The sequence below is a fragment of the Oerskovia sp. NPDC056781 genome, assembly GCF_042789955.1.
Classification (GTDB): domain Bacteria; phylum Actinomycetota; class Actinomycetes; order Actinomycetales; family Cellulomonadaceae; genus Oerskovia; species Oerskovia rustica.
In genome coordinates, this window is the sequence record NZ_JBHUAD010000067.1 from 1 (window position 1) to 17,667 (window position 17,667).

Annotated in this window: 17 protein-coding genes; 6 read left to right on the forward strand and 11 right to left on the reverse strand. The window is 70.9% G+C overall.

All coding sequences use genetic code 11. The annotated features are described in order from the left end of the window. Positions 1–39: 39 nt before the first annotated feature. The gene (locus tag ACFRCR_RS08190; protein ID WP_377676653.1) at positions 40–1,638 is read right to left on the reverse strand and encodes an ABC-F family ATP-binding cassette domain-containing protein; all 1,599 of its coding nucleotides are present in this window, start codon (positions 1,636–1,638) and stop codon (positions 40–42) included. A gap of 396 nt (positions 1,639–2,034) precedes the next feature. Here ACFRCR_RS08190 and ACFRCR_RS08195 point away from each other — a divergent pair, with 396 nt between their 5' ends. Together ACFRCR_RS08195 and ACFRCR_RS08200 are read left to right on the forward strand one after the other, a co-directional pair. Further along, positions 2,035–2,940: a neutral zinc metallopeptidase gene (locus ACFRCR_RS08195; protein ID WP_377676655.1), complete on the forward strand. Its 906-nt coding sequence runs from the start codon at positions 2,035–2,037 to the stop codon at positions 2,938–2,940. Positions 2,941–3,060: 120 nt separating this feature from the next. Then, positions 3,061–3,669, forward strand: a complete 609-nt coding sequence (locus ACFRCR_RS08200) for a dihydrofolate reductase family protein (protein WP_377676657.1) — start codon at positions 3,061–3,063, stop codon at positions 3,667–3,669. 131 nt (positions 3,670–3,800) lie between these two features. On the opposite strand, the gene ACFRCR_RS08205 is transcribed toward ACFRCR_RS08200, so the two are convergent. Then, positions 3,801–5,414 (reverse strand): flavin monoamine oxidase family protein, encoded by a 1,614-nt coding sequence (locus ACFRCR_RS08205; protein ID WP_377676659.1) that lies wholly within the window; start codon positions 5,412–5,414, stop codon positions 3,801–3,803. A gap of 343 nt (positions 5,415–5,757) precedes the next feature. Here ACFRCR_RS08205 and ACFRCR_RS08210 point away from each other — a divergent pair, with 343 nt between their 5' ends. After that, positions 5,758–6,417, forward strand: coding sequence for a Rid family hydrolase (locus tag ACFRCR_RS08210; RefSeq protein ID WP_377676661.1), 660 nt, complete (start codon positions 5,758–5,760; stop codon positions 6,415–6,417). A gap of 147 nt (positions 6,418–6,564) precedes the next feature. Here ACFRCR_RS08210 and ACFRCR_RS08215 read toward each other — a convergent pair whose 3' ends face one another. The 8 genes from ACFRCR_RS08215 to ACFRCR_RS08250 all read right to left on the reverse strand — a co-directional run bounded on the left by ACFRCR_RS08215 (position 6,565) and on the right by ACFRCR_RS08250 (position 13,677). Next, positions 6,565–6,912, reverse strand: a complete 348-nt coding sequence (locus tag ACFRCR_RS08215; RefSeq protein ID WP_191796421.1) for a metal-sulfur cluster assembly factor — start codon at positions 6,910–6,912, stop codon at positions 6,565–6,567. After that, the gene (sufU, locus tag ACFRCR_RS08220; protein ID WP_377676663.1) at positions 6,909–7,454 is read right to left on the reverse strand and encodes a Fe-S cluster assembly sulfur transfer protein SufU; all 546 of its coding nucleotides are present in this window, start codon (positions 7,452–7,454) and stop codon (positions 6,909–6,911) included. The genes ACFRCR_RS08215 and sufU overlap by 4 nt, the downstream gene beginning before the upstream one ends. 98 nt (positions 7,455–7,552) lie before the next feature. Continuing rightward, positions 7,553–8,851, reverse strand: a complete 1,299-nt coding sequence (locus ACFRCR_RS08225; RefSeq protein WP_377676665.1) for a cysteine desulfurase — start codon at positions 8,849–8,851, stop codon at positions 7,553–7,555. 81 nt (positions 8,852–8,932) lie between these two features. After that, positions 8,933–9,700 (reverse strand): Fe-S cluster assembly ATPase SufC, encoded by a 768-nt coding sequence (sufC, locus tag ACFRCR_RS08230; protein ID WP_138824653.1) that lies wholly within the window; start codon positions 9,698–9,700, stop codon positions 8,933–8,935. 35 nt (positions 9,701–9,735) lie between these two features. Next, positions 9,736–10,077 carry a non-heme iron oxygenase ferredoxin subunit gene (locus ACFRCR_RS08235; RefSeq protein ID WP_030152220.1) on the reverse strand — a complete coding sequence of 114 codons (342 nt, stop codon included), beginning with the start codon at positions 10,075–10,077 and terminating at the stop codon, positions 9,736–9,738. Positions 10,078–10,087: 10 nt separating this feature from the next. Next, positions 10,088–11,320 (reverse strand): Fe-S cluster assembly protein SufD, encoded by a 1,233-nt coding sequence (gene sufD, locus ACFRCR_RS08240; RefSeq protein WP_377676667.1) that lies wholly within the window; start codon positions 11,318–11,320, stop codon positions 10,088–10,090. After that, positions 11,321–12,775 (reverse strand): Fe-S cluster assembly protein SufB, encoded by a 1,455-nt coding sequence (gene sufB / locus ACFRCR_RS08245; protein WP_193720612.1) that lies wholly within the window; start codon positions 12,773–12,775, stop codon positions 11,321–11,323. Positions 12,776–12,843: 68 nt separating this feature from the next. Next, positions 12,844–13,677: a helix-turn-helix transcriptional regulator gene (locus ACFRCR_RS08250; protein ID WP_377676669.1), complete on the reverse strand. Its 834-nt coding sequence runs from the start codon at positions 13,675–13,677 to the stop codon at positions 12,844–12,846. Positions 13,678–13,847: 170 nt separating this feature from the next. Here ACFRCR_RS08250 and ACFRCR_RS08255 point away from each other — a divergent pair, with 170 nt between their 5' ends. Continuing rightward, a complete protein-coding gene (locus ACFRCR_RS08255; RefSeq protein ID WP_377676671.1) occupies positions 13,848–14,807 on the forward strand; it encodes an ABC transporter ATP-binding protein in 960 nt (319 codons plus the stop codon). After that, the gene (locus ACFRCR_RS08260; protein WP_377676673.1) at positions 14,804–15,610 is read left to right on the forward strand and encodes an ABC transporter permease; all 807 of its coding nucleotides are present in this window, start codon (positions 14,804–14,806) and stop codon (positions 15,608–15,610) included. Before ACFRCR_RS08255 ends, ACFRCR_RS08260 begins: the two co-directional genes overlap by 4 nt. 83 nt (positions 15,611–15,693) lie before the next feature. Here ACFRCR_RS08260 and ACFRCR_RS08265 read toward each other — a convergent pair whose 3' ends face one another. Then, a complete protein-coding gene (locus ACFRCR_RS08265) occupies positions 15,694–16,521 on the reverse strand; it encodes a hypothetical protein (protein WP_377676674.1) in 828 nt (275 codons plus the stop codon). 194 nt (positions 16,522–16,715) lie between these two features. Between ACFRCR_RS08265 and ACFRCR_RS08270 the strand changes: the two genes are divergently transcribed. After that, on the forward strand, positions 16,716–17,654 hold the full coding sequence (locus ACFRCR_RS08270) for a heme A synthase (protein WP_377676676.1): 939 nt from the start codon (positions 16,716–16,718) through the stop codon (positions 17,652–17,654). Positions 17,655–17,667 lie beyond the last annotated feature (13 nt).

Genomic DNA, 17,667 nt, shown 5'->3' on the forward strand with positions numbered 1-17,667 from the left:
GCTCCTCGGAGCAGGCGGGCCGTTCGTCGTTCCAGCGCGTCAGGCCAGGGAGATGAGCTCCGCGTAGGAGTCGTTCCACAGGTCCTCGTCGCCGTCGGGCAGCAGGAGGACGCGCTCCGGGGAGAGCGCCTCGACCGCACCGTCGTCGTGGGTGACCATGACGACCGCGCCCTCGTAGTTCTTGAGCGCGTCGAGGATCTCGGCGCGCGAGGCCGGGTCCAGGTTGTTGGTGGGCTCGTCGAGGAGCAGCACGTTCGCCCCGGAGACCACGATGGTCGCGAGCGCGAGGCGCGTCTTCTCGCCACCGGACAGGACGTTGGTCGGCTTGTTCGCGTCGTCGCCGGAGAACAGGAACGAGCCGAGGACCGAGCGGACCTGGGTGTCGGTGAGGTCCGGCGCGGCGTGCCGCAGGTTCTCGACGACCGTCACGTCCATGTCGAGCGTGTCGTGCTCCTGGGCGTAGTAGCCCAGCTTGAGCCCGTGCCCGGCGACGACCTCGCCCGTGTCGGGCTTCTCGACGCCCGCGAGGATGCGCAGCAGCGTCGTCTTGCCCGCACCGTTGAGACCGAGGACGACGACGCGGCTGCCGCGGTCGATCGCGAGGTCGACGCCCGCGAAGATCTCCTGCGAGCCGTACGACTTGGACAGGCCCTCGGCCGTGATGGGCGTGCGCCCGCACGGCGCCGGGGTCGGGAACCGCAGCTTGGCGACCTTGTCGTTCACGCGCTCGCCCTCGAGGCCCGAGAGCATGCGCTCGGCGCGCTTGATCATGTTCTGCGCGGCCACGGCCTTGGTGGCCTTGGCGCGCATCTTCTCGGCCTGTGCGAGCAGCGTGCCGGCCTTCTTCTCGGCGTTGGCGCGCTCACGGCGACGGCGGCGCTCGTCGGTCTCGCGCTGCTCGAGGTACGCCTTGTAGCCCAGGTTGTACTGGTCGAGGACGCCTCGCGTCGCGTCGAGGTAGAAGACCTTGTTGACGGTCGCCGAGAGCAGCTCGACGTCGTGGCTGATGACCACGAACCCGCCCGAGTAGTTCTTCAGGTAGTCGCGCAGCCACAGGATCGAGTCGGCGTCGAGGTGGTTGGTCGGCTCGTCGAGCAGCAGGGTCTCGACGCCCGAGAACAGGATGCGCGCGAGCTCGATGCGTCGGCGCTGGCCACCCGAGAGGGTCTTGAGGGGCTGGGCGAGGATGCGGTCGTCGAGGCCCAGGTTCGACGTGATGCGCTGCGCCTCGCTCTCCGCGGCGTACCCGCCCGCGGCCGTGAAGCGCTCCTCGAGCTTGGGGTAGCGCTCCATCGCGGCGAGGTGGGTCTCCTCGTCGGCGCTCGCCATGGCGCCCTCGGTCTCACGCATCTGGCGCACGAGCTTGTCGAGGCCACGCGCCGACAGGACGCGGTCCATGGCGATCACGTCGAGGTCGCCCGTGCGCGGGTCCTGCGGCAGGTAGCCGACGTCTCCGGTGCGCACGATCTGCCCGGCCGTGGGCTGGGTCTCCCCCGCGAGGGTCTTCGTCAGGGTGGTCTTGCCCGCTCCGTTGCGACCCACCAGGCCGATCCGGTCTCCGGCTGCGATGCGGAAGGACGCCTCGTCCAGCAGGACGCGGGCGCCGACGCGCAGCTCGACGGCGTGGGCAGTGATCACAGAGAGTTCCTCCGGCAGGATGGTGAGGTGTTCAGGGGGCGTAGGGGTTCGCGCGGTCGCGCTGTGCGCGAGACACAAACGCCACCGATTCTAGTGCCGGGAGCGTGCGGACGGAACGGGATTTCGCGGGCTGGTCCGTCACAGTGCGCGCCTGCCGGTCGCGCCGGGGTGCCGAGAACGGGGTTGTGGCCGTTCCGACGGCCGTGGCGGCCTCAAACCCGTTCTCGGCGCTCGCCTGCCCGACGGCGGCGCTCGCCTTCCCGGGGCGGGCTGCGGGCGGGTGCGGGACGGGTCACGGGTGAGCGGCGCCGTCGGGCCGCTACCACCGACGGGCTCTCCCCGCCCGAGGTCGCACCGCAGGACGCCGTGACCTGCGGCGACGAGTAGCGTTGACCCGTGACGTTCAACGAGGGTGGTTCATTCGAGGGTGGCCGGGTCCGCAAGGGCGGGCGCGGCAAGGGTCCCGTGATCGCGGGCGGCGGCATCGCGGCCGTGCTCGTGGCGGTCGTGGTCGCGCTGCTCAACGGCGGCGACCTGGGCAGCGTGCTGGGGTCGGTGAGCGACCAGGTGGTCCAGCCCTCCGGGGCCGAGGACACCGCGCAGCAGCAGGTCGTCGAGGAGTGCACGGTCGAGCAGGCCAACACCGAGCGTGAGTGCCGACTGTCGGCGACCGCCCAGTCGCTCGACGCCTACTGGGCCGAGGCGCTCCCCGCGCAGGTCGGCGTCGAGTACGTCCTCCCGGAGGTCTACAGCTTCACCGCGTCGACCCAGACGGGGTGCGGCGCGGCGACCAGTGCTGTCGGTCCCTTCTACTGCCCGCCCGACCAGACCGTGTACATCGACGTCTCGTTCTTCGACGAGCTGCGCGACCGCTTCGGGTCCTCGGGCGGACCGCTCGCCGAGGAGTACGTCACGGCGCACGAGTTCGGCCACCACATCGAACAGCTCTCCGGGGTCATGGCGTCGGCTGACCGGTCCGGCACCGGACCCGAGTCCGACTCGGTGCGCATCGAGCTCATGGCCGACTGCCTCGCAGGCATGTGGGCGGGGACCGCGGCGAAGACGATCGACCCCGACCGCGGCGTGCCGTTCATGCAGGAGATCAGCCCGGACGAGCTGAACGACGCCCTCTCCGCCGCGTCCGCCGTGGGCGACGACCGCATCCAGCAGTCCGCGACCGGCTCGGTGAACCCCGAGGCGTGGACCCACGGGTCGAGCGAGCAGCGCCAGCGCTGGTTCATGACGGGCTACGACGGCGGGACGTTCCAGGACTGCAACGCGCTCGAGGCGTCGACGCTCTGAGCGCCCCGGGCCGATGAGTTTCCGGTCGTGCCGCCGTCTCAAGGGTGAGACTCAAGGGTGAGACCAGGCCGTCACCGAGCGGCACCACCGCAGGGGAACGACACGGACGGGGACGAACCGATGGCTGAGCTGCTGGTCGACTTCATCACCTCGCTCGACGGCTACGCGTCGGGCGAGGGCTGGCCCGGGTTCTGGGGGCTCGAAGGCCCTGAGTACCTCACGTGGCTGCAGGAGCAGCCCGAGGTCACCTACCTGATGGGCGCGAACACCTACCGGCTGATGTCGGGCTTCGCGGCCGGTCAGATGCCGGAAGGGACGGACGAGTTCACGGCCGACGAGGAGGCATCGGTCGACGAGCTCACGGCGGCTCGGAAGGTGGTCTTCTCCAGCACGCTCGCCGAGCCGTTGACGTGGGCCAACTCCACGTTGGTGCGCGGCGACGCGGTGGAAGCGGTCCGCGCCATGAAGGACGAGGAGGACGGGATCCTCAGCACGATCGGCAGCCTCAGCGTGGCACGGGCGCTGCTGCGAGCCGGGCTCGTCGACCGGTTCCGGGTCGGGATGTTCCCCGTGATCACCGGCGCGACCGGGTCCGAACGGATCTACGACGGGTATCCCGACGTGGCCCTCGAGATGACCGAGCACCGCACCTTCGACACCGGCATCCAGATCGTCGAGTACCGCCCTCGAGTCCTGGAAGGCCCGCCGCTCGCGCTCGCCGACGGGTGAGGGTGCCAGGTCGGACAAGAATCCAGCACGTCGGCTCCGAGCCCCGCACCCAGCCGCTGACGAGCGCGCCTCGAGCAAGGAGCGGTCCGGGGTCCTCGGACGACCCGAGAACCCCGGACGTGGTCACCGCGTCAGCTCGACATGACGCGCTGGTGGAGGTTCTGCACGGCGTACCGCGCCGACCAGAACGCACCGTGCTGCCAGGCAGAGATCTCGGACATCCAGTCCCCCGCGAAGTAGACGTTGCCCGCGCCCTGCTGGAGCTGCTTGAAGCGCGCGGACTCGGTGTTCGGGTACGCCCAGGCGCCCTCGATGTACGGCACCTTGTGCCACGCGATCGAGAACGAGCTCTCGAGCTCGGTCCGGTACTTCTCGCCGTGGATCTTGACGCCCTGCTCGACCGCGCGCAGCTCGCGCTGCTTGGGCGCCATGTCCGCGTAGGCCCGCGCGTTGGCCCCCGTGTTGTAGTAGCCGACGACGAGACCCTTGCGCTCCCCGTACCCGTAGGACGGGTACCAGATGTGGGCCAGGTCCATGTCGGTCTCGGTGATGCCGCCGTAGATGCGGTGGTCGTCCTCCCAGAAGCGCGACCGGTACTGGAGGCCGATCTTGCCCGCAGGAGAACCGACCGCGAACTCGCCCAGCGCTGCGTCGATGTCCGGGCCCCAGTTGGTGCTCCAGCGACGCATGAGCCCTGCCGGGGCGGACACGACCGCGAAGTCGGCGTCGATCTGGCGAGCCTTGCCGTTCGCCGCCGTGTAGGTGACCTTGACCCCGCGGCTCGTGTTCTCGACCCCGGTGACCGGTGAGTTGAAGAGCACGTTCTGCTTGCCGATGGCGCGCACGAAGTACTCGTAGGTCGTGTCCATGCCGCCCTTGGGCTGGAACATGAGCATCGACTGCTCCCAGTTGATCTCGAACGGGAAGTACTGCCCCACCTTCGAGGCGAGCACCTCCGAGACCGTGCCCGGTCCGGGCAGCGGCGTGCCGTGCTCGTTCCACGCCGTCGGATAGACCGAGTACCCGCGGTTGCTCCCGCCCTGGTACTTCCCGTCGGCCGCCAGCGACCCCCAGCTGCGCAGGAAGGAGCGCAGGTTCTCCTTGTCCGCGGCGGTCAGCTTCTGGTCGAGCGCGCCCTGGTCGGCCGCCATGCTCAGCAGCTCCGAGGTGTAGCCGAAGACGTCGGCCTTGGCCGTGCGATACCGGACCGGGTTGCCCGGGGTCGCGCCCGAGCGCTCGTTGTAGAGGTAGGCGTCGGCGTTGGCGTTGGTGAAGACCTCGTACGGCACCCCGAGCTCGCGCAGGTAGTCCATCGTCACCATCCACTGGGCGATGCGCCCGGCGCCCGCGTTCATGTACGTGCCGTCGGAGAACCGGGCGGTCTGCTTGACGCCGTTGATGTCCGTCTCGGAGTCGCCGTTGCGTATCGTCAGCGTCCGGCCGCCCGCCCGGTGACGGGCCTCGAGCACCGTCACCCGGTAGCCGGCCTTCTGCAGCTCGTACGCCGACGCAAGCCCGGCGGGTCCCGCACCGACGACCACGACCTTCTTGGCGGCGCGCCCGGTCAGCGAGAAGTCGCTGCCCCTCGGGGGCGTCCAGGACTCGTTCCGCGGTTGCGCCGCGGCCGTCGGGGCCAGCCCGACGGCGCCCATCGTCGCGAACATGACCCCGGCGCTGGAACCCACGCCGACTGCCTGGAGGAAGCTGCGGCGCGAGACGCCGGAGGAGCCGTTTTCTGAGACCACGATGCCCTACCTCTCGTCTTGTCGGTCTGACGGACGGGGTCCACGGCCGCGAGCGCCAGGTGCCGCCGCCAGCACCGTGCGTGACGCTAGGCGGCCCAGGTTCCCTGGGCGGTTCCTCGGTGTTTCCTGACAGTTGCCCGTGGTAACAAGTCTGTTTCGCGAGGTTCCTGCCGGATGCCCTCTGCACGCGGATCCGGCGATCCGAGTCGTGGGTCCGACTTCGGCCCGAACCTCGGCGTTCATCGCGCCGAAACGGCACCTCACTACGGTCCTCGCCATCCGGTACCCACCGGACCTACACGTGCCAGGCGTCCCGCGCGCTGCACCGCCACTGGAGGTCCTCATGAAGAACAGCGTCAAGATCGTCGCTGCGGTCGTCGTGACCGCAGCCGTCGCCGTCCCGGGCACCGCCTACGCGAAGGCCAACCTCTTCGAGCCCGCGCCGACCGAGGCCGTCTCGTTCATCACCGGAGACACCGCCTCGATCGCCGACGGGGTCGCGATCGGCAAGAACGTCTCCTGGTACAAGTCCTCGGGACTCGGTCCGTCGGCGATGAACACGGCCCCCGGCGTGTCCGCCGAGGCCCGGTACATCCCGACCGACGTCTTTCCCGGGGGGCAGCTGCCGGCCGGGGTCACCGTCACCGAGGCCCAGGGCATCAACGCCCTCATGCGCATCGGCGAGAACCTGACGAAGGCCGGACTGTCCTACGAGGACGTCGTCTCGATGCGGGTCTTCCTCCAGAACCCCGAGGGCGAGGCGAAGATGGACTTCGCCGGGTGGAACCGGGCGTACCGGCAGTTCTTCGCCAACACGAACCTCGCGACGGGTGCGACGCTCGACGTGCAGCTCGGCTCCGTGACGACCAAGCCGATGGTCGTCAACGAGGCGCGTCCCTCGCGGTTCGCGCTCGAGATCGAGAACCTTCCGGTCAACGGATGGCTCGTCGAGGTGGAGGTGGACGCCGTCTACCCGGGGACGAACCACAAGCACTCGAAGTGACGTCGGGCGGCACCGCTCGCCTCGGGGGCTCGGCCGACGCCGACCCCGTCCCCCGGCTCGCGGTGGCGTGAACCGACGTGCACGTCGAAGGGGCCGCCGTCCCGGGAGGAACGACGGCCCCTTCGACGCAGGCCCCTGAGGCGAGCGTCAGACGTTGAAGCCCAGCGCGCGCAGCTGGTCCTTGCCGTCCTGCGTGATCTTCTCGGGGCCCCACGGCGGCATCCAGACCCAGTTCATGCGGAAGCCGTCGACGAGCCCGTCGAGGGCCTGCGCCGACTGGTCCTCGATGACGTCCGTCAGCGGGCAGGCCGCCGAGGTGAGCGTCATGTCGATGACCGCGTGGTTGTTCTGGTCGACCTGGATGCCGTAGACGAGGCCGAGGTCGACGACGTTGATCCCGAGCTCGGGGTCGATGACGTCGCGCATGGCCTCCTCGACGTCGGCCGCGGTCGGCGGGGTCGGCGCCGCAGCGGCGGCGGGGGTCTCGGTCGTCATCGGTTCTCCTGGGGTGACTGCGGGGACGTGGTCTGGTCGAGCGCGGGCTGGGTGGCGTGGGTGTCTGCGAGGACTCCCGACGTCGCCAGGGTGTCACGCAGCGCGGCCCAGCCGAGCAACGCGCACTTGATACGGGCCGGGAACTGCGCGACCCCGGTGAAGGCCGTGGCGTCCCCGAGCTCGTCCTCGAGGTCCTCGTCGAGTCCCTTGCCGCGCGACTGCATGAGCTGGCGGAAGAGGTCGCCGAGGTGCTCGGACTCCGCGACGGGCGCACCGGTCACGAGGTCGGTGAGCACCGACAGCGAGGCCTGCGAGATGCTGCAGCCCTGGCCCTCCCAGCTCACGCTCGAGATGGTCGGGACCTTCGGGTCCGCGGTGTCGAACTCGACGCGCATCGTGACCTCGTCGCCGCACGTGGGGTTGATCTGGTGCGACTCACCGTGGAGGTGCCCCTCCGACAGGTCGACGAAACCTCGCCCGTGCGGGGACTTCGCGTGGTCGAGGATGACCTGCTGGTACATCTGCTCCAACGAGCTGCTCATTGCTGGGGTCCTGCTCCTTCGGTACATCCTGCGGTGCGCTGGAAAGCGGGGACGAGACAGGCCGCGAGGCGCCCACGGTCGACGTGGACGTGCGCGTGTCAGTCCACTGAGAAGAACGCCCGGACCCCCGCCAAACCTTCCCGGAACGCCGTGACGTCCTCGGACGTCGTGTACACCGAGGCCGAGGCGCGCGCCGTGGCGGCGATCCCGAACCGGCGGTGCAGCGGCTGGGCGCAGTGGTGACCGACCCGCACGGCGATGCCGGCGGCGTCGAGCACCTGGCCCACGTCGTGCGCGTGGACGCCCTCGACGACGAACGAGACGACCGCGAGACGGTCCTCCGGTACGGCCGGGCCGATGATCCGCACGCCCGGGATGTCGGCGATCGTGAGGAGCTCGACCGCGAGGTCGTGCTCGTGGGCCGCGACGTTCTCCATGCCCAGCTCGTCGAGGTACTGTGCGGCGACGCCGAGGCCGACGATCTGCGCGACGGCCTGCGTGCCGGCCTCGAAGCGCTGCGGCGGCGGCATGTACGTCGCCTCCGTCATGGTGACGACCTCGATCATCGACCCGCCGGTCGTGACCGGGGGCAGCGCCTCGAGCAGCTCGCGCCGCCCGTAGAGCGCCCCGACCCCCGTGGGGCCGAGCATCTTGTGCCCGGAGAACGCCGCGAAGTCGACGTCGAGGGCGTGCAGGTCGACGGGCAGGTGCGGCACGGACTGGCACGCGTCGAGGAACGTGAGCGCCCCGACCTCCTTGGCCCGTGCCACGATCGGCGCGACGGGCGTGATCGCGCCCGTCACGTTCGAGGCGTGCGTGAACGCGACGACACGCGTGCGCTCGGTGATGACCGAGTCCGCCTCGTCGACGCGGATGCGCCCGTCGTCGTCGACGCCGAACCAGCGCAGCACGGCGCCCGTGCGCGCGGCGAGCTCCTGCCACGGCACGAGGTTGGCGTGGTGCTCGGCCTCGGTCAGGACGATCTCGTCGCCCGGCGCCAGGGCGAAGCGGCGGGCCGCCTCTCCCCCGCGACCGATCGTCGCGTTCGACAGCGCGTACGTGACGAGGTTGATCGCGGCCGTCGCCCCGGACGTCCAGACGATCTCGTCGGCGTCGGCCCCCACGAAGCGGGCGACCGCCGACCGGGCGTCCTCGAACGCCTCGGTCGCCTCCTCCGCGAGCTGGTGCGCGCCGCGGTGCACCGCAGCGTTGCGCTCCTCGTAGAAGTCGACCTCGGTGTCGAGGACGACCTGCGGCTTCTGCGACGTGGCGCCCGAGTCCAGGTAGACGAGCGGACGACCACCCCGCACCGTGCGGGCGAGCAGCGGGAAGTCGGCTCGCACGGCGGCGAGCTCGGTGGCGCTCAGCCCTGCCCGCACGGTGTCGGTGGTGGTCATCGGATGTCTCCTCAAGGTGTCAGGTGCCCGCCGGCGGTCCGGCGGGCGGGAGGCCGGCGGACCGGCCACCCGCAGGCCCAGTCAGGCCGTGGCCGCGCCCGTCGTCAGGAAGCGGTCGTAGCCCTCGTTCTCGAGGCGGTCGGCCAGCTCGGGGCCCCCCTCCTCGGCGATGCGGCCGTCGACGAACACGTGCACGAAGTCCGGCTTGATGTAGCGCAGGATGCGCGTGTAGTGCGTGATGAGCAGCACGCCGACGTCCGTGGACTCCTTGGCGCGGTTGACGCCCTCGGAGACGATGCGCAGCGCGTCGACGTCGAGGCCCGAGTCGGTCTCGTCGAGGATCGCGATGCTGGGCTTGAGGAGCTCCATCTGCAGGATCTCGTGGCGCTTCTTCTCACCACCGGAGAAGCCCTCGTTGACCGAGCGCTCCGCGAAGGACGAGTCCATGCGCAGGTTCTCCATGGCGCCCTTGACGTCCTTGACCCACGTGCGCAGCGCGGGGGCCTCACCGTCGATCGCGGTCTTCGCGGTGCGCAGGAAGTTCGAGACGGACACGCCGGGGACCTCGACCGGGTACTGCATGGCGAGGAACATGCCTGCGCGGGCACGCTCGTCGACGGTCATCGCGAGGACGTCCTCGCCGTCGAGCGTCACGGTGCCGCTCGTGATCGTGTACTTGGGGTGGCCGGCGATCGAGTACGCGAGGGTCGACTTGCCCGAGCCGTTGGGGCCCATGATCGCGTGGGTCTCGCCGGCGTTGATGGTCAGGTCGACGCCGCGCAGGATCGGCTTCGGCCCTTCCTTGGTCTCGACGCTGACGTGCAGGTCGCGGATCTCCAGAGTGGACATGTGGTGTTCTCCAGTATTCGAGAAAGTTCAGGGGGTCAGGACGGGGAGACGGTCTGGTCGATGTCGACGAGCACGCGCTCGCCGTCGATCGTGACCGGGTAGACGGGCACGGGGCGCATCGCGGGCAGCGCGGTGGGCATGCCGGTCCGCAGGTCGAACTGCGAGCCGTGCAGCCAGCACTCGATGAAGCAGCCCTCGACCTCGCCGTCGGACAGCGAGACCGCGCCGTGGGAGCAGATGTCCGAGATGGCGTGCCAGTTCCCGTCGCCGTCGCGGACGACCGCGACCTCGACGGGGCCGCTCTCGCCCTCGAGCTCCACACGCAGCGCCTCCTCGGGCGCCACGTCGTCTGTCATGCAAGCAAGCTGTGCAGTCATGCGGGTCGGGTCACCGGCCTTCGATGACGCTCATCGACTTGGCGAGCTCGGCCTCGATCGACTCCAGCAGGCGCTCCTCGACCGACGGGACGCCGATCTCCTGGATGAGCTCGGCGAAGAAGCCGCGGACCACGAGGCGACGTGCGTCGGTCTCGGGGATGCCTCGCGCCTGCAGGTAGAAGAGCTGCTCGTCGTCGAAGCGACCGGTGGCCGAGGCGTGCCCGGCCCCCTCGATGAGGCCGGTCTCGATCTCGAGGTTCGGCACGGAGTCCGCGCGCGCACCGTCGGAGAGGACGAGGTTGCGGTTGAGCTCGTAGGTGTCGGTGCCCTCGGCCTCGGTGCGGATCAGCACGTCGCCGACCCAGACGGTGTGCGCGCCCTCGCCCTGCAGCGCGCCCTTGTACGTGACGCGCGACTTGCAGCTCGGGACGGCGTGGTCGACGAAGAGGCGGTGCTCCTGGTGCTGGTCGGCGTCCGCGAAGTACAGGCCGACCATCTCGACCTCGCCACCGGTGCCGGTGAACTCGGCGTCGGGGGTCACGCGGACGACGTCGCCGCCGAACGTCACGACGACGTGCTTGAGCTTGGCGTCGCGGCCGATGCGTGCGCGGTGCGAGCTCGCGTGCACGGCGCCCGCGCTCCAGTCCTGCACGGACACGACCGTGAGGTGCGCGCCGTCCTCGACGACGATCTCGACGGTCTCGGTGAGCGTCGCGGAGCCCACGTGGTCGATGACGACGACGGACTCGCTGTGGCGCTGCGCGTGCACCAGCAGGTGCGTCGCGGTGGGCTCGTCGGACAGGCCCTCGATGCGCACGGACGTGACGTCGCTGGCCACGGCCTCGGCCGGGATGGTGACGACGGTCGCCTCGTCGAACGCGTTCCACGCCGTCACGGCGGTGCGGTCGCCCGGGACGCCCGCGCGGCCGAGCCGCTCGTCGTCGCGGCCGACGATCTCGACCGTGACCTCGGGCGCGTCGACCACGGTCGTACGCACGCCGGCGCTGCCGAGCGTCGTCGAGAACAGCGGGGCGAGCCGCTTGACCGGGGAGAAGCGCCACTCCTCCTCGCGGCCCGTGGGCTCGGTGATGACGGCCGGGTCGAACGAGGTGATGCGCTCGGCGCGGGAGCCCTGCGGCGTGCCGCCGACCCCGTGCGAGTGAGCGCCGTCCTGGACGGCCTGGGAGTGGTCCGTGCTCAGGCCGACCGGCTCGGTCTGTGTGGTGCTCGCAGTAGTAGTCATTTAGCCGACGGACCCTTCCATCTGCAGTTCGATGAGGCGGTTGAGCTCGAGCGCGTACTCCATGGGCAGCTCACGGGCGATGGGCTCGACGAACCCGCGCACGATCATGGCCATGGCCTCGGTCTCTGCCATGCCTCGGGACATGAGGTAGAACAGCTGGTCCTCGCTCACGCGCGACACGGTCGCCTCGTGACCCATCGAGACGTCGTCCTCGCGGACGTCGACGTACGGGTAGGTATCGGACCGGGAGATCTGGTCGACGAGCAGCGCGTCGCACAGAACGGTGGAGGCGGAGTGCTCCGCTCCCTCGAGGACCTGGACGAGGCCGCGGTAGGACGTGCGCCCACCGCCGCGCGCCACGGACTTCGAGACGATCGAGGAGGACGTGTGGGGGGCGGCGTGCACCATCTTGGCGCCCGCGTCCTGGTGCTGGCCCTCGCCCGCGAACGCGATCGACAGCGTCTCGCCCTTGGCGTGCTCGCCGAGCAGGTAGATCGCGGGGTACTTCATGGTGACCTTGGAGCCGATGTTGCCGTCGACCCACTCCATCGTCGCGCCCTCGGCGGCCGTCGCACGCTTGGTGACGAGGTTGTACACGTTGTTCGACCAGTTCTGGATGGTCGTGTAGCGCACGCGGGCGTTCTTCTTGACGATGATCTCGACGACCGCGGAGTGCAGCGAGTCGCTCGAGTAGATCGGGGCGGTGCAGCCCTCGACGTAGTGCACGTACGAGCCCTCGTCCGCGATGATCAGCGTGCGCTCGAACTGGCCCATGTTCTCCGTGTTGATGCGGAAGTAGGCCTGGAGCGGGATCTCGACGTGGACGCCCGGGGGGACGTAGACGAACGAGCCGCCGGACCACACGGCCGAGTTGAGCGCGGCGAACTTGTTGTCACCCGAGGGGATGACGGTGCCGAAGTACTCCTGGAAGAGCTCGGGGTGCTCGCGCAGCGCGGTGTCGGTGTCGAGGAAGATGACGCCCTGCTTCTCGAGCTCCTCGTTGATCTGGTGGTAGACCACCTCGGACTCGTACTGGGCCGCGACGCCGGCGACGAGGCGCTGCTTCTCCGCCTCGGGGATGCCGAGCTTGTCGTAGGTCTCCTTGATGTCCTCGGGCAGGTCGTCCCACGAGGTCGCCTGCTTCTCGGTGGACCGCACGAAGTACTTGATGTTGTCGAAGTCGATGCCCGACAGGTCGCTGCCCCAGTTGGGCATGGGCTTCTTGTCGAACAGGCGCAGGGCCTTGAGGCGGTAGTTCAGCATCCACTCGGGCTCGCTCTTGAGCGCGGAGATGTTGCGCACGACCGCCTCGGAGAGGCCACGCTGCGCCGTCGCGCCGGCGTCGTCCTTGTCGTGCCAGCCGTAGCCGTAGGAGCCGATCGAGGCGATGATCTCCTCGTCGGACTGGCCGGTGCTCTGGGACACGCCGGCGGTGTCCTGGGTGGGAGCGCTCATGTCATTCCTTCCACGTTCCGTCGACGACGGAGGGGGGCGGTGGGGCGGTGGTCGATGAACCTGTCGGTTCAGGGTGTCGTGCTGGGGGGGTGCGCCGGGGCGCGCGGTCCGCGCGCGGTGGCACGGCGTCCGGTGCTCTGGTGCCCGACGGCGTCGCTCGCCTCGGGTGCGCGGGTCACCGCGGGGAGCACGGGGACGTTGGTCGTGCAGGCGTGCCCGCCGCCCGCGAGGGTCGCGAGCCGCTGGACGTGCGAGCCGAGGAGCTGGGAGAAGACCTGGGCCTCGGCGTCGCAGAGCTGGGGGAACTCCTCGGCGACGTGCTGTACGGGGCAGTGCCCCTGGCAGAGCTGCACGGTCGCGGTGCCGGCGACGGGGCGCACGCTCGCCGCGAACCCGTCCTCCGCGAGGACGGTCGCGAGCTGCTCGGCCCGGCCCGCGACGTCGTCGGCCGTGATGCGGCTCGCGTAGCGGCCGGTGAGCTCCTCGAGACGGCGGTGGGCGAACTCCTCGACCGCGTCCTCCCCGGCGACGTCGCGCAGGTAGCGCAGCGCCTGGGTCGCGAGGTCGGGGTAGGCGCCCGAGAGCTCGGACTGGCCTCGGTTCGTCGCGACGTAGTGGCGGGCGGGACGCCCGCGCATCCCGGTGCCCGCGCCCGACTCGTGGACGGCGATGAGCCCGTCGGTCTCGAGCTGGGCGAGGTGACGGCGGACGCCTGCGGGCGTGAGACCGAGGTCGGTCGCGAGCGAGGCAGCGCTCACGGGACCGTCGGAGACGATGAGCGCGAGGACGCGCTCGCGCGTGGTGCCGTCACCGTCGACCGGGACGTGCGTGTCGTTCGAGGACTGGAGGGCGACGGGTCCTGCGGGCGGCACGGCGCGGGTGGTACGTGCGTCGTCGCTCATGCCTCACCTCCACGTCGTCGGCCTGCTGGGTTCCTTCCGCCTGGTCCGCGGGCGCGCGCGGTCCCGGGAGGCGTCGTCGATATAGGTAACAGTCTCATGCGCTAATTGTTCCGACGCAAGCAAGGCGTACCTCACAGCCGCCCCCAGCCCGCTCCCCTACAATCGCCACCGTGCCCGACTCCCCCGCCGTCGTCCTCCAGGACGTGGTCAAGCGTTATGACGGCCGGGCGGTCGTCGACCACCTGAGCCTGACCGCCTCCCGAGGCGCCGTGACCGCCGTCCTCGGCCCCAACGGGGCCGGCAAGACCACCACGATCGAGTGCTGCGAAGGCCTGCGCGCCCCCGACGAGGGCAGCGTGCGGGTCCTCGGGCTCGACCCGCTGCTGAACGCGCGCGACCTGCGCCCGCGTGTCGGCGTCATGCTCCAGGACGGCGGCCTGCCCACGGGCGTGCGCGCGCTGGAGATGCTGCACCACGTCGCGTTGATGTACGCGAACCCTCGGGACGTGGCGGAGATCACGGAACGCCTGGGGCTCGCGAGCTTCGCCCGGACGACCGTCCGGCGCCTGTCGGGCGGTCAGCGTCAGCGCCTCGCGCTCGCCGCGGCGATCGTGGGCCGCCCCGAGGTCGTGTTCCTCGACGAGCCGAGCGCGGGCATGGACCCCCAGAGCCGGCACGCGGTGTGGGAGCTCGTGCGCGAGCTGCGCGCGGACGGCGTCGGCATCGTCCTGACGACCCACCTCATGGACGAGGCCGAGGACCTCGCGGACCACGTGTACATCGTGGACCACGGGCAGGTCATCGCCTCGGGCGCGACCTCGGAGCTCCTGCACGCGGGTCCGTCCGCGGACGGGAACCGTACGCTGCGGCTCGAGGCGCGCGAGGGCCTGGACACCGGCGCGCTCCGCAAGCGGGTCGAGTCCGGCCCGACGACGTCGCCCGCCTCGGCGTGGACCGTCACCGAGACTCAGCCCGGCTCGTACAGCGTGACCGGGCCGGTCGACCCGTCGACCGTCGCCCTCGTGACCGCGTGGCTCGCGGACGAGGGCGCGCTCGCCTCGCGCCTCACGATCGGCCGCCGCACCCTCGAGGACGTGTTCCTCGACCTGACAGGACGAGAGCTCCGATGACCGACCAGACCACGGCCGGACCGGTCGCCTCGGACCCCGCCGCGCCGGCCCCGACCGACGGGGCCGCCCCCGCATGGCGCCGGGTCGCGTCGCAGACCGCCTTCGAGACGCGCATGATCCTGCGCAACGGCGAGCAGCTGCTCGTGACGATCGTCCTGCCCGTGATGCTGCTCGTCGGACTCGCTCGCACGTCCTTCATCGACCTCGACACGCAGGGGTACTCGCGCATCGACTTCGTGACACCGGGCGTCCTGGCCCTCGCCGTCATGTCGACGGCGTTCACGTCGCAGGCCATCGCGACGGCGTTCGACCGCCGCAACGGCGTCCTGCGGCTGCTGTCCACGACGCCGCTGGGCCGCGGAGGCCTGCTCGCGGGGAAGATCCTCGGGGTGCTCGCGGTCGAGGTGGTCCAGGTGGTCGTGCTCGGCGGGGTCGCCCTCGCCCTCGGCTGGTCCCCGGACCCGGCGGGCATCCTGCCCGCGCTGCTCGCGGTGCTGCTCGGCACCGCCGCGTTCACGAGCCTCGCGCTCCTGCTCGCGGGGACGCTGCGCGCCGAGGGCGTGCTGGCGGTCGCGAACCTGCTGCTCGTCCTGCTGACCGTCGCGGGCGGCGTGCTCGTCCCTGCGTCCCAGCTCCCCGGGGCGCTCGAGCAGGTCGCGCTGCTGCTCCCGTCGGGCGCGCTCGGCGAGGCCATGCGGGGCGCGCTGCTCCTCGGCGAGGTGCCCGCGTTCTCGGTGGTCGTGCTGCTCGGCTGGACCGCGGCCCTCGGGTGGGGAGCGGGCAAGCTGTTCCGCTGGCACTGACGGTCCGCCTGCCCTGAGCCGCTCAGCGACCGACGGGCGTCTCGCGGGCCGGGTCGGACCAGGCCGGGCCGGCCCAGGACGCCTCAGGCGCCGGGCCAGACCCCTGCGGACTCTGCCGCCGTGGCCGGAAGGCGCAGCCACTCCAGCACGCTGGACCAGGCCTTCTCGTCGATCGACGTGCCCGTGCACTCGAAGGACAGGACGGTGCTGGTCCGCATCGCCACCCCGGAGTAGCTCGTGCGCGTGGTCGCCCGAGCCAGGACCCGGCTCCGGACGGGCGATCCTGAGCGCTCGACGGTCCACTCCTGGGTCGCGACGTTCGTCCCCTTGCGCGGTTCGGTCCGCTCCTCCCCGAACACGAGGGACTCCGACTCCGCGGACACGTTCTTCGCGCCTTGCTCGGCGGCGAGGACGTCCCGCAGGACGCTGAACGAGGCGTCCCGCGCGGCGCCGGGGACGTCGTCCGTCGGGCCGTCCGTCGGGGCGGCGACGGTGGTGCTGGACAGGGCGCACCACCCGTTCGAGCTCAGGACGGTCCACCCGTCACGGGCCGCGAACCGGTGGGACGCCGAGAAGCCCTTCGGCTGGAGCACCATGAGCGGCGTGTGGGTGTCGACCAGCGCTCGGCGCACCTCCTCGGGGTCCGGCACGTACTCGTCGGGGTCGTCCGCGGGTCCTGTCACGGCAGGCAGTTCCTGGTCCCCGTCCCCCGCTCCGTCCGCGGCGGTCGAGGTCGGGCTCGGCGTCGTGTCCGGCGGTGCGCTCGTCCGGCTGCGGTCGGCCTCGCGTGCTGCACTCGGGCCGGGCTGCGGCTCTCCCCCCGAGGTGCAGCCCGCGAGGACGACCAGGGTCAGGGTCGTCGCCAGCAGGCGGCCGGGCCGAGCGACGACGGACGGACGGCGAGCAACCATGCGATCCCCCTGGACGGTCGAGAAAACGTCTCGTCAGAGTATCGCTCTTGTCAAAAACTCACCTGCTCGAGGCTCGCGTCCGGGAACGTGCTCGCTCGGTCCCCCGCAGCGCCGCTGCCGATCCGGGCCAACATCACACCCGGACGCCGCGCCCGGATAGCGGGGGCCGCTCCCCGCGCGGCTACCTTTGGACGGTGAGCAGCGCAGAACTCGCCCCCGTACCCACCTCCCCCGCCTGGTACGCGAAGGTCGACCGCTTCCGCCGCTGGACCCGACCGGTCCTCGTCGCGAACCTCGTCGGCCAGATCGGCATCATCGTGACCGGGGGCGCGGTGCGCCTGACGGGCTCGGGGCTCGGCTGCTCGACGTGGCCGCTGTGCGAGCCCGGGAGCTTCACGCCCGAGTTCCACTCCGCGATGTCGATCCACCCGATCATCGAGTTCGGCAACCGCACGCTCACGGGCGTGCTCGGGATCATCGCGGTCGCGCTCCTGCTGCTCGTGTGGACGGACGCCTCGCGCTCGTCCTCGTACCGGCGGCTCGGCTGGGCGCCGCTCGGTGGCGTCGCGGCCCAGGCCGTGATCGGCGGCATCACGGTGCTGCTGCACCTGCACCCCGCGGTCGTCGGGTTCCACTTCCTCGTCTCGGCCGCGCTCGTGTGGGTCTCGGCATACCTCCTCTACCGCCACGGCGAGGGTGACGAGGCCCCGGTGGCCGTCGTCGACGCGGGCACCCGTGTCGTGGGGCGCGTGCTCGCGGCCGTCTCGGTACCGCTCCTCGTCCTGGGCGTCCTGGCCACGGGATCGGGCCCGCACGGGGGCGACGACGAGGTCGCGTACCGCTTCGCGCTCGACCCGGCGCTCATCAGCAAGGTCCACGCGGCCTCGGTGTGGCTGTTCCTGATCGTGCTCGTCGTGCTCGCGGTGCGCGTCCTCCGGCAGTCGGACGCGCCCGTCCGTGCCCGCAAGGCGGTCGTCGTGCTCGTTGCCGTGACGCTCCTGCAGGGCCTGATCGGCTACGTCCAGTACTTCACGGGCCTGCCGGAGATCCTGGTCGCGGCGCACATGCTGGGCGCGGGTCTGCTCGTCACGTCGCTCACCTGGACGCTGCTCTCGTTCCGCGTCCGCGACTGAACGCTCCGAGCGC

What these genes read in the sequence shown, in the direction of transcription:
- ACFRCR_RS08200 (WP_377676657.1), top strand. Translation starts at nt 3,061, where the DNA reads ATGGCTGAGCTGCTGGTCGACTTCATCACCTCGCTCGACGGCTACGCG.
- ACFRCR_RS08210 (WP_377676661.1), top strand. Translation starts at nt 5,758, where the DNA reads ATGAAGAACAGCGTCAAGATCGTCGCTGCGGTCGTCGTGACCGCAGCC.
- ACFRCR_RS08215 (WP_191796421.1), bottom strand. Translation starts at nt 6,912, where the DNA reads ATGACGACCGAGACCCCCGCCGCCGCTGCGGCGCCGACCCCGCCGACC.
- sufU (WP_377676663.1), bottom strand. Translation starts at nt 7,454, where the DNA reads ATGAGCAGCTCGTTGGAGCAGATGTACCAGCAGGTCATCCTCGACCAC.
- ACFRCR_RS08225 (WP_377676665.1), bottom strand. Translation starts at nt 8,851, where the DNA reads ATGACCACCACCGACACCGTGCGGGCAGGGCTGAGCGCCACCGAGCTC.
- sufC (WP_138824653.1), bottom strand. Translation starts at nt 9,700, where the DNA reads ATGTCCACTCTGGAGATCCGCGACCTGCACGTCAGCGTCGAGACCAAG.
- ACFRCR_RS08235 (WP_030152220.1), bottom strand. Translation starts at nt 10,077, where the DNA reads ATGACTGCACAGCTTGCTTGCATGACAGACGACGTGGCGCCCGAGGAG.
- sufD (WP_377676667.1), bottom strand. Translation starts at nt 11,320, where the DNA reads ATGACTACTACTGCGAGCACCACACAGACCGAGCCGGTCGGCCTGAGC.
- sufB (WP_193720612.1), bottom strand. Translation starts at nt 12,775, where the DNA reads ATGAGCGCTCCCACCCAGGACACCGCCGGCGTGTCCCAGAGCACCGGC.
- ACFRCR_RS08250 (WP_377676669.1), bottom strand. Translation starts at nt 13,677, where the DNA reads ATGAGCGACGACGCACGTACCACCCGCGCCGTGCCGCCCGCAGGACCC.
- ACFRCR_RS08260 (WP_377676673.1), top strand. Translation starts at nt 14,804, where the DNA reads ATGACCGACCAGACCACGGCCGGACCGGTCGCCTCGGACCCCGCCGCG.
- ACFRCR_RS08265 (WP_377676674.1), bottom strand. Translation starts at nt 16,521, where the DNA reads ATGGTTGCTCGCCGTCCGTCCGTCGTCGCTCGGCCCGGCCGCCTGCTG.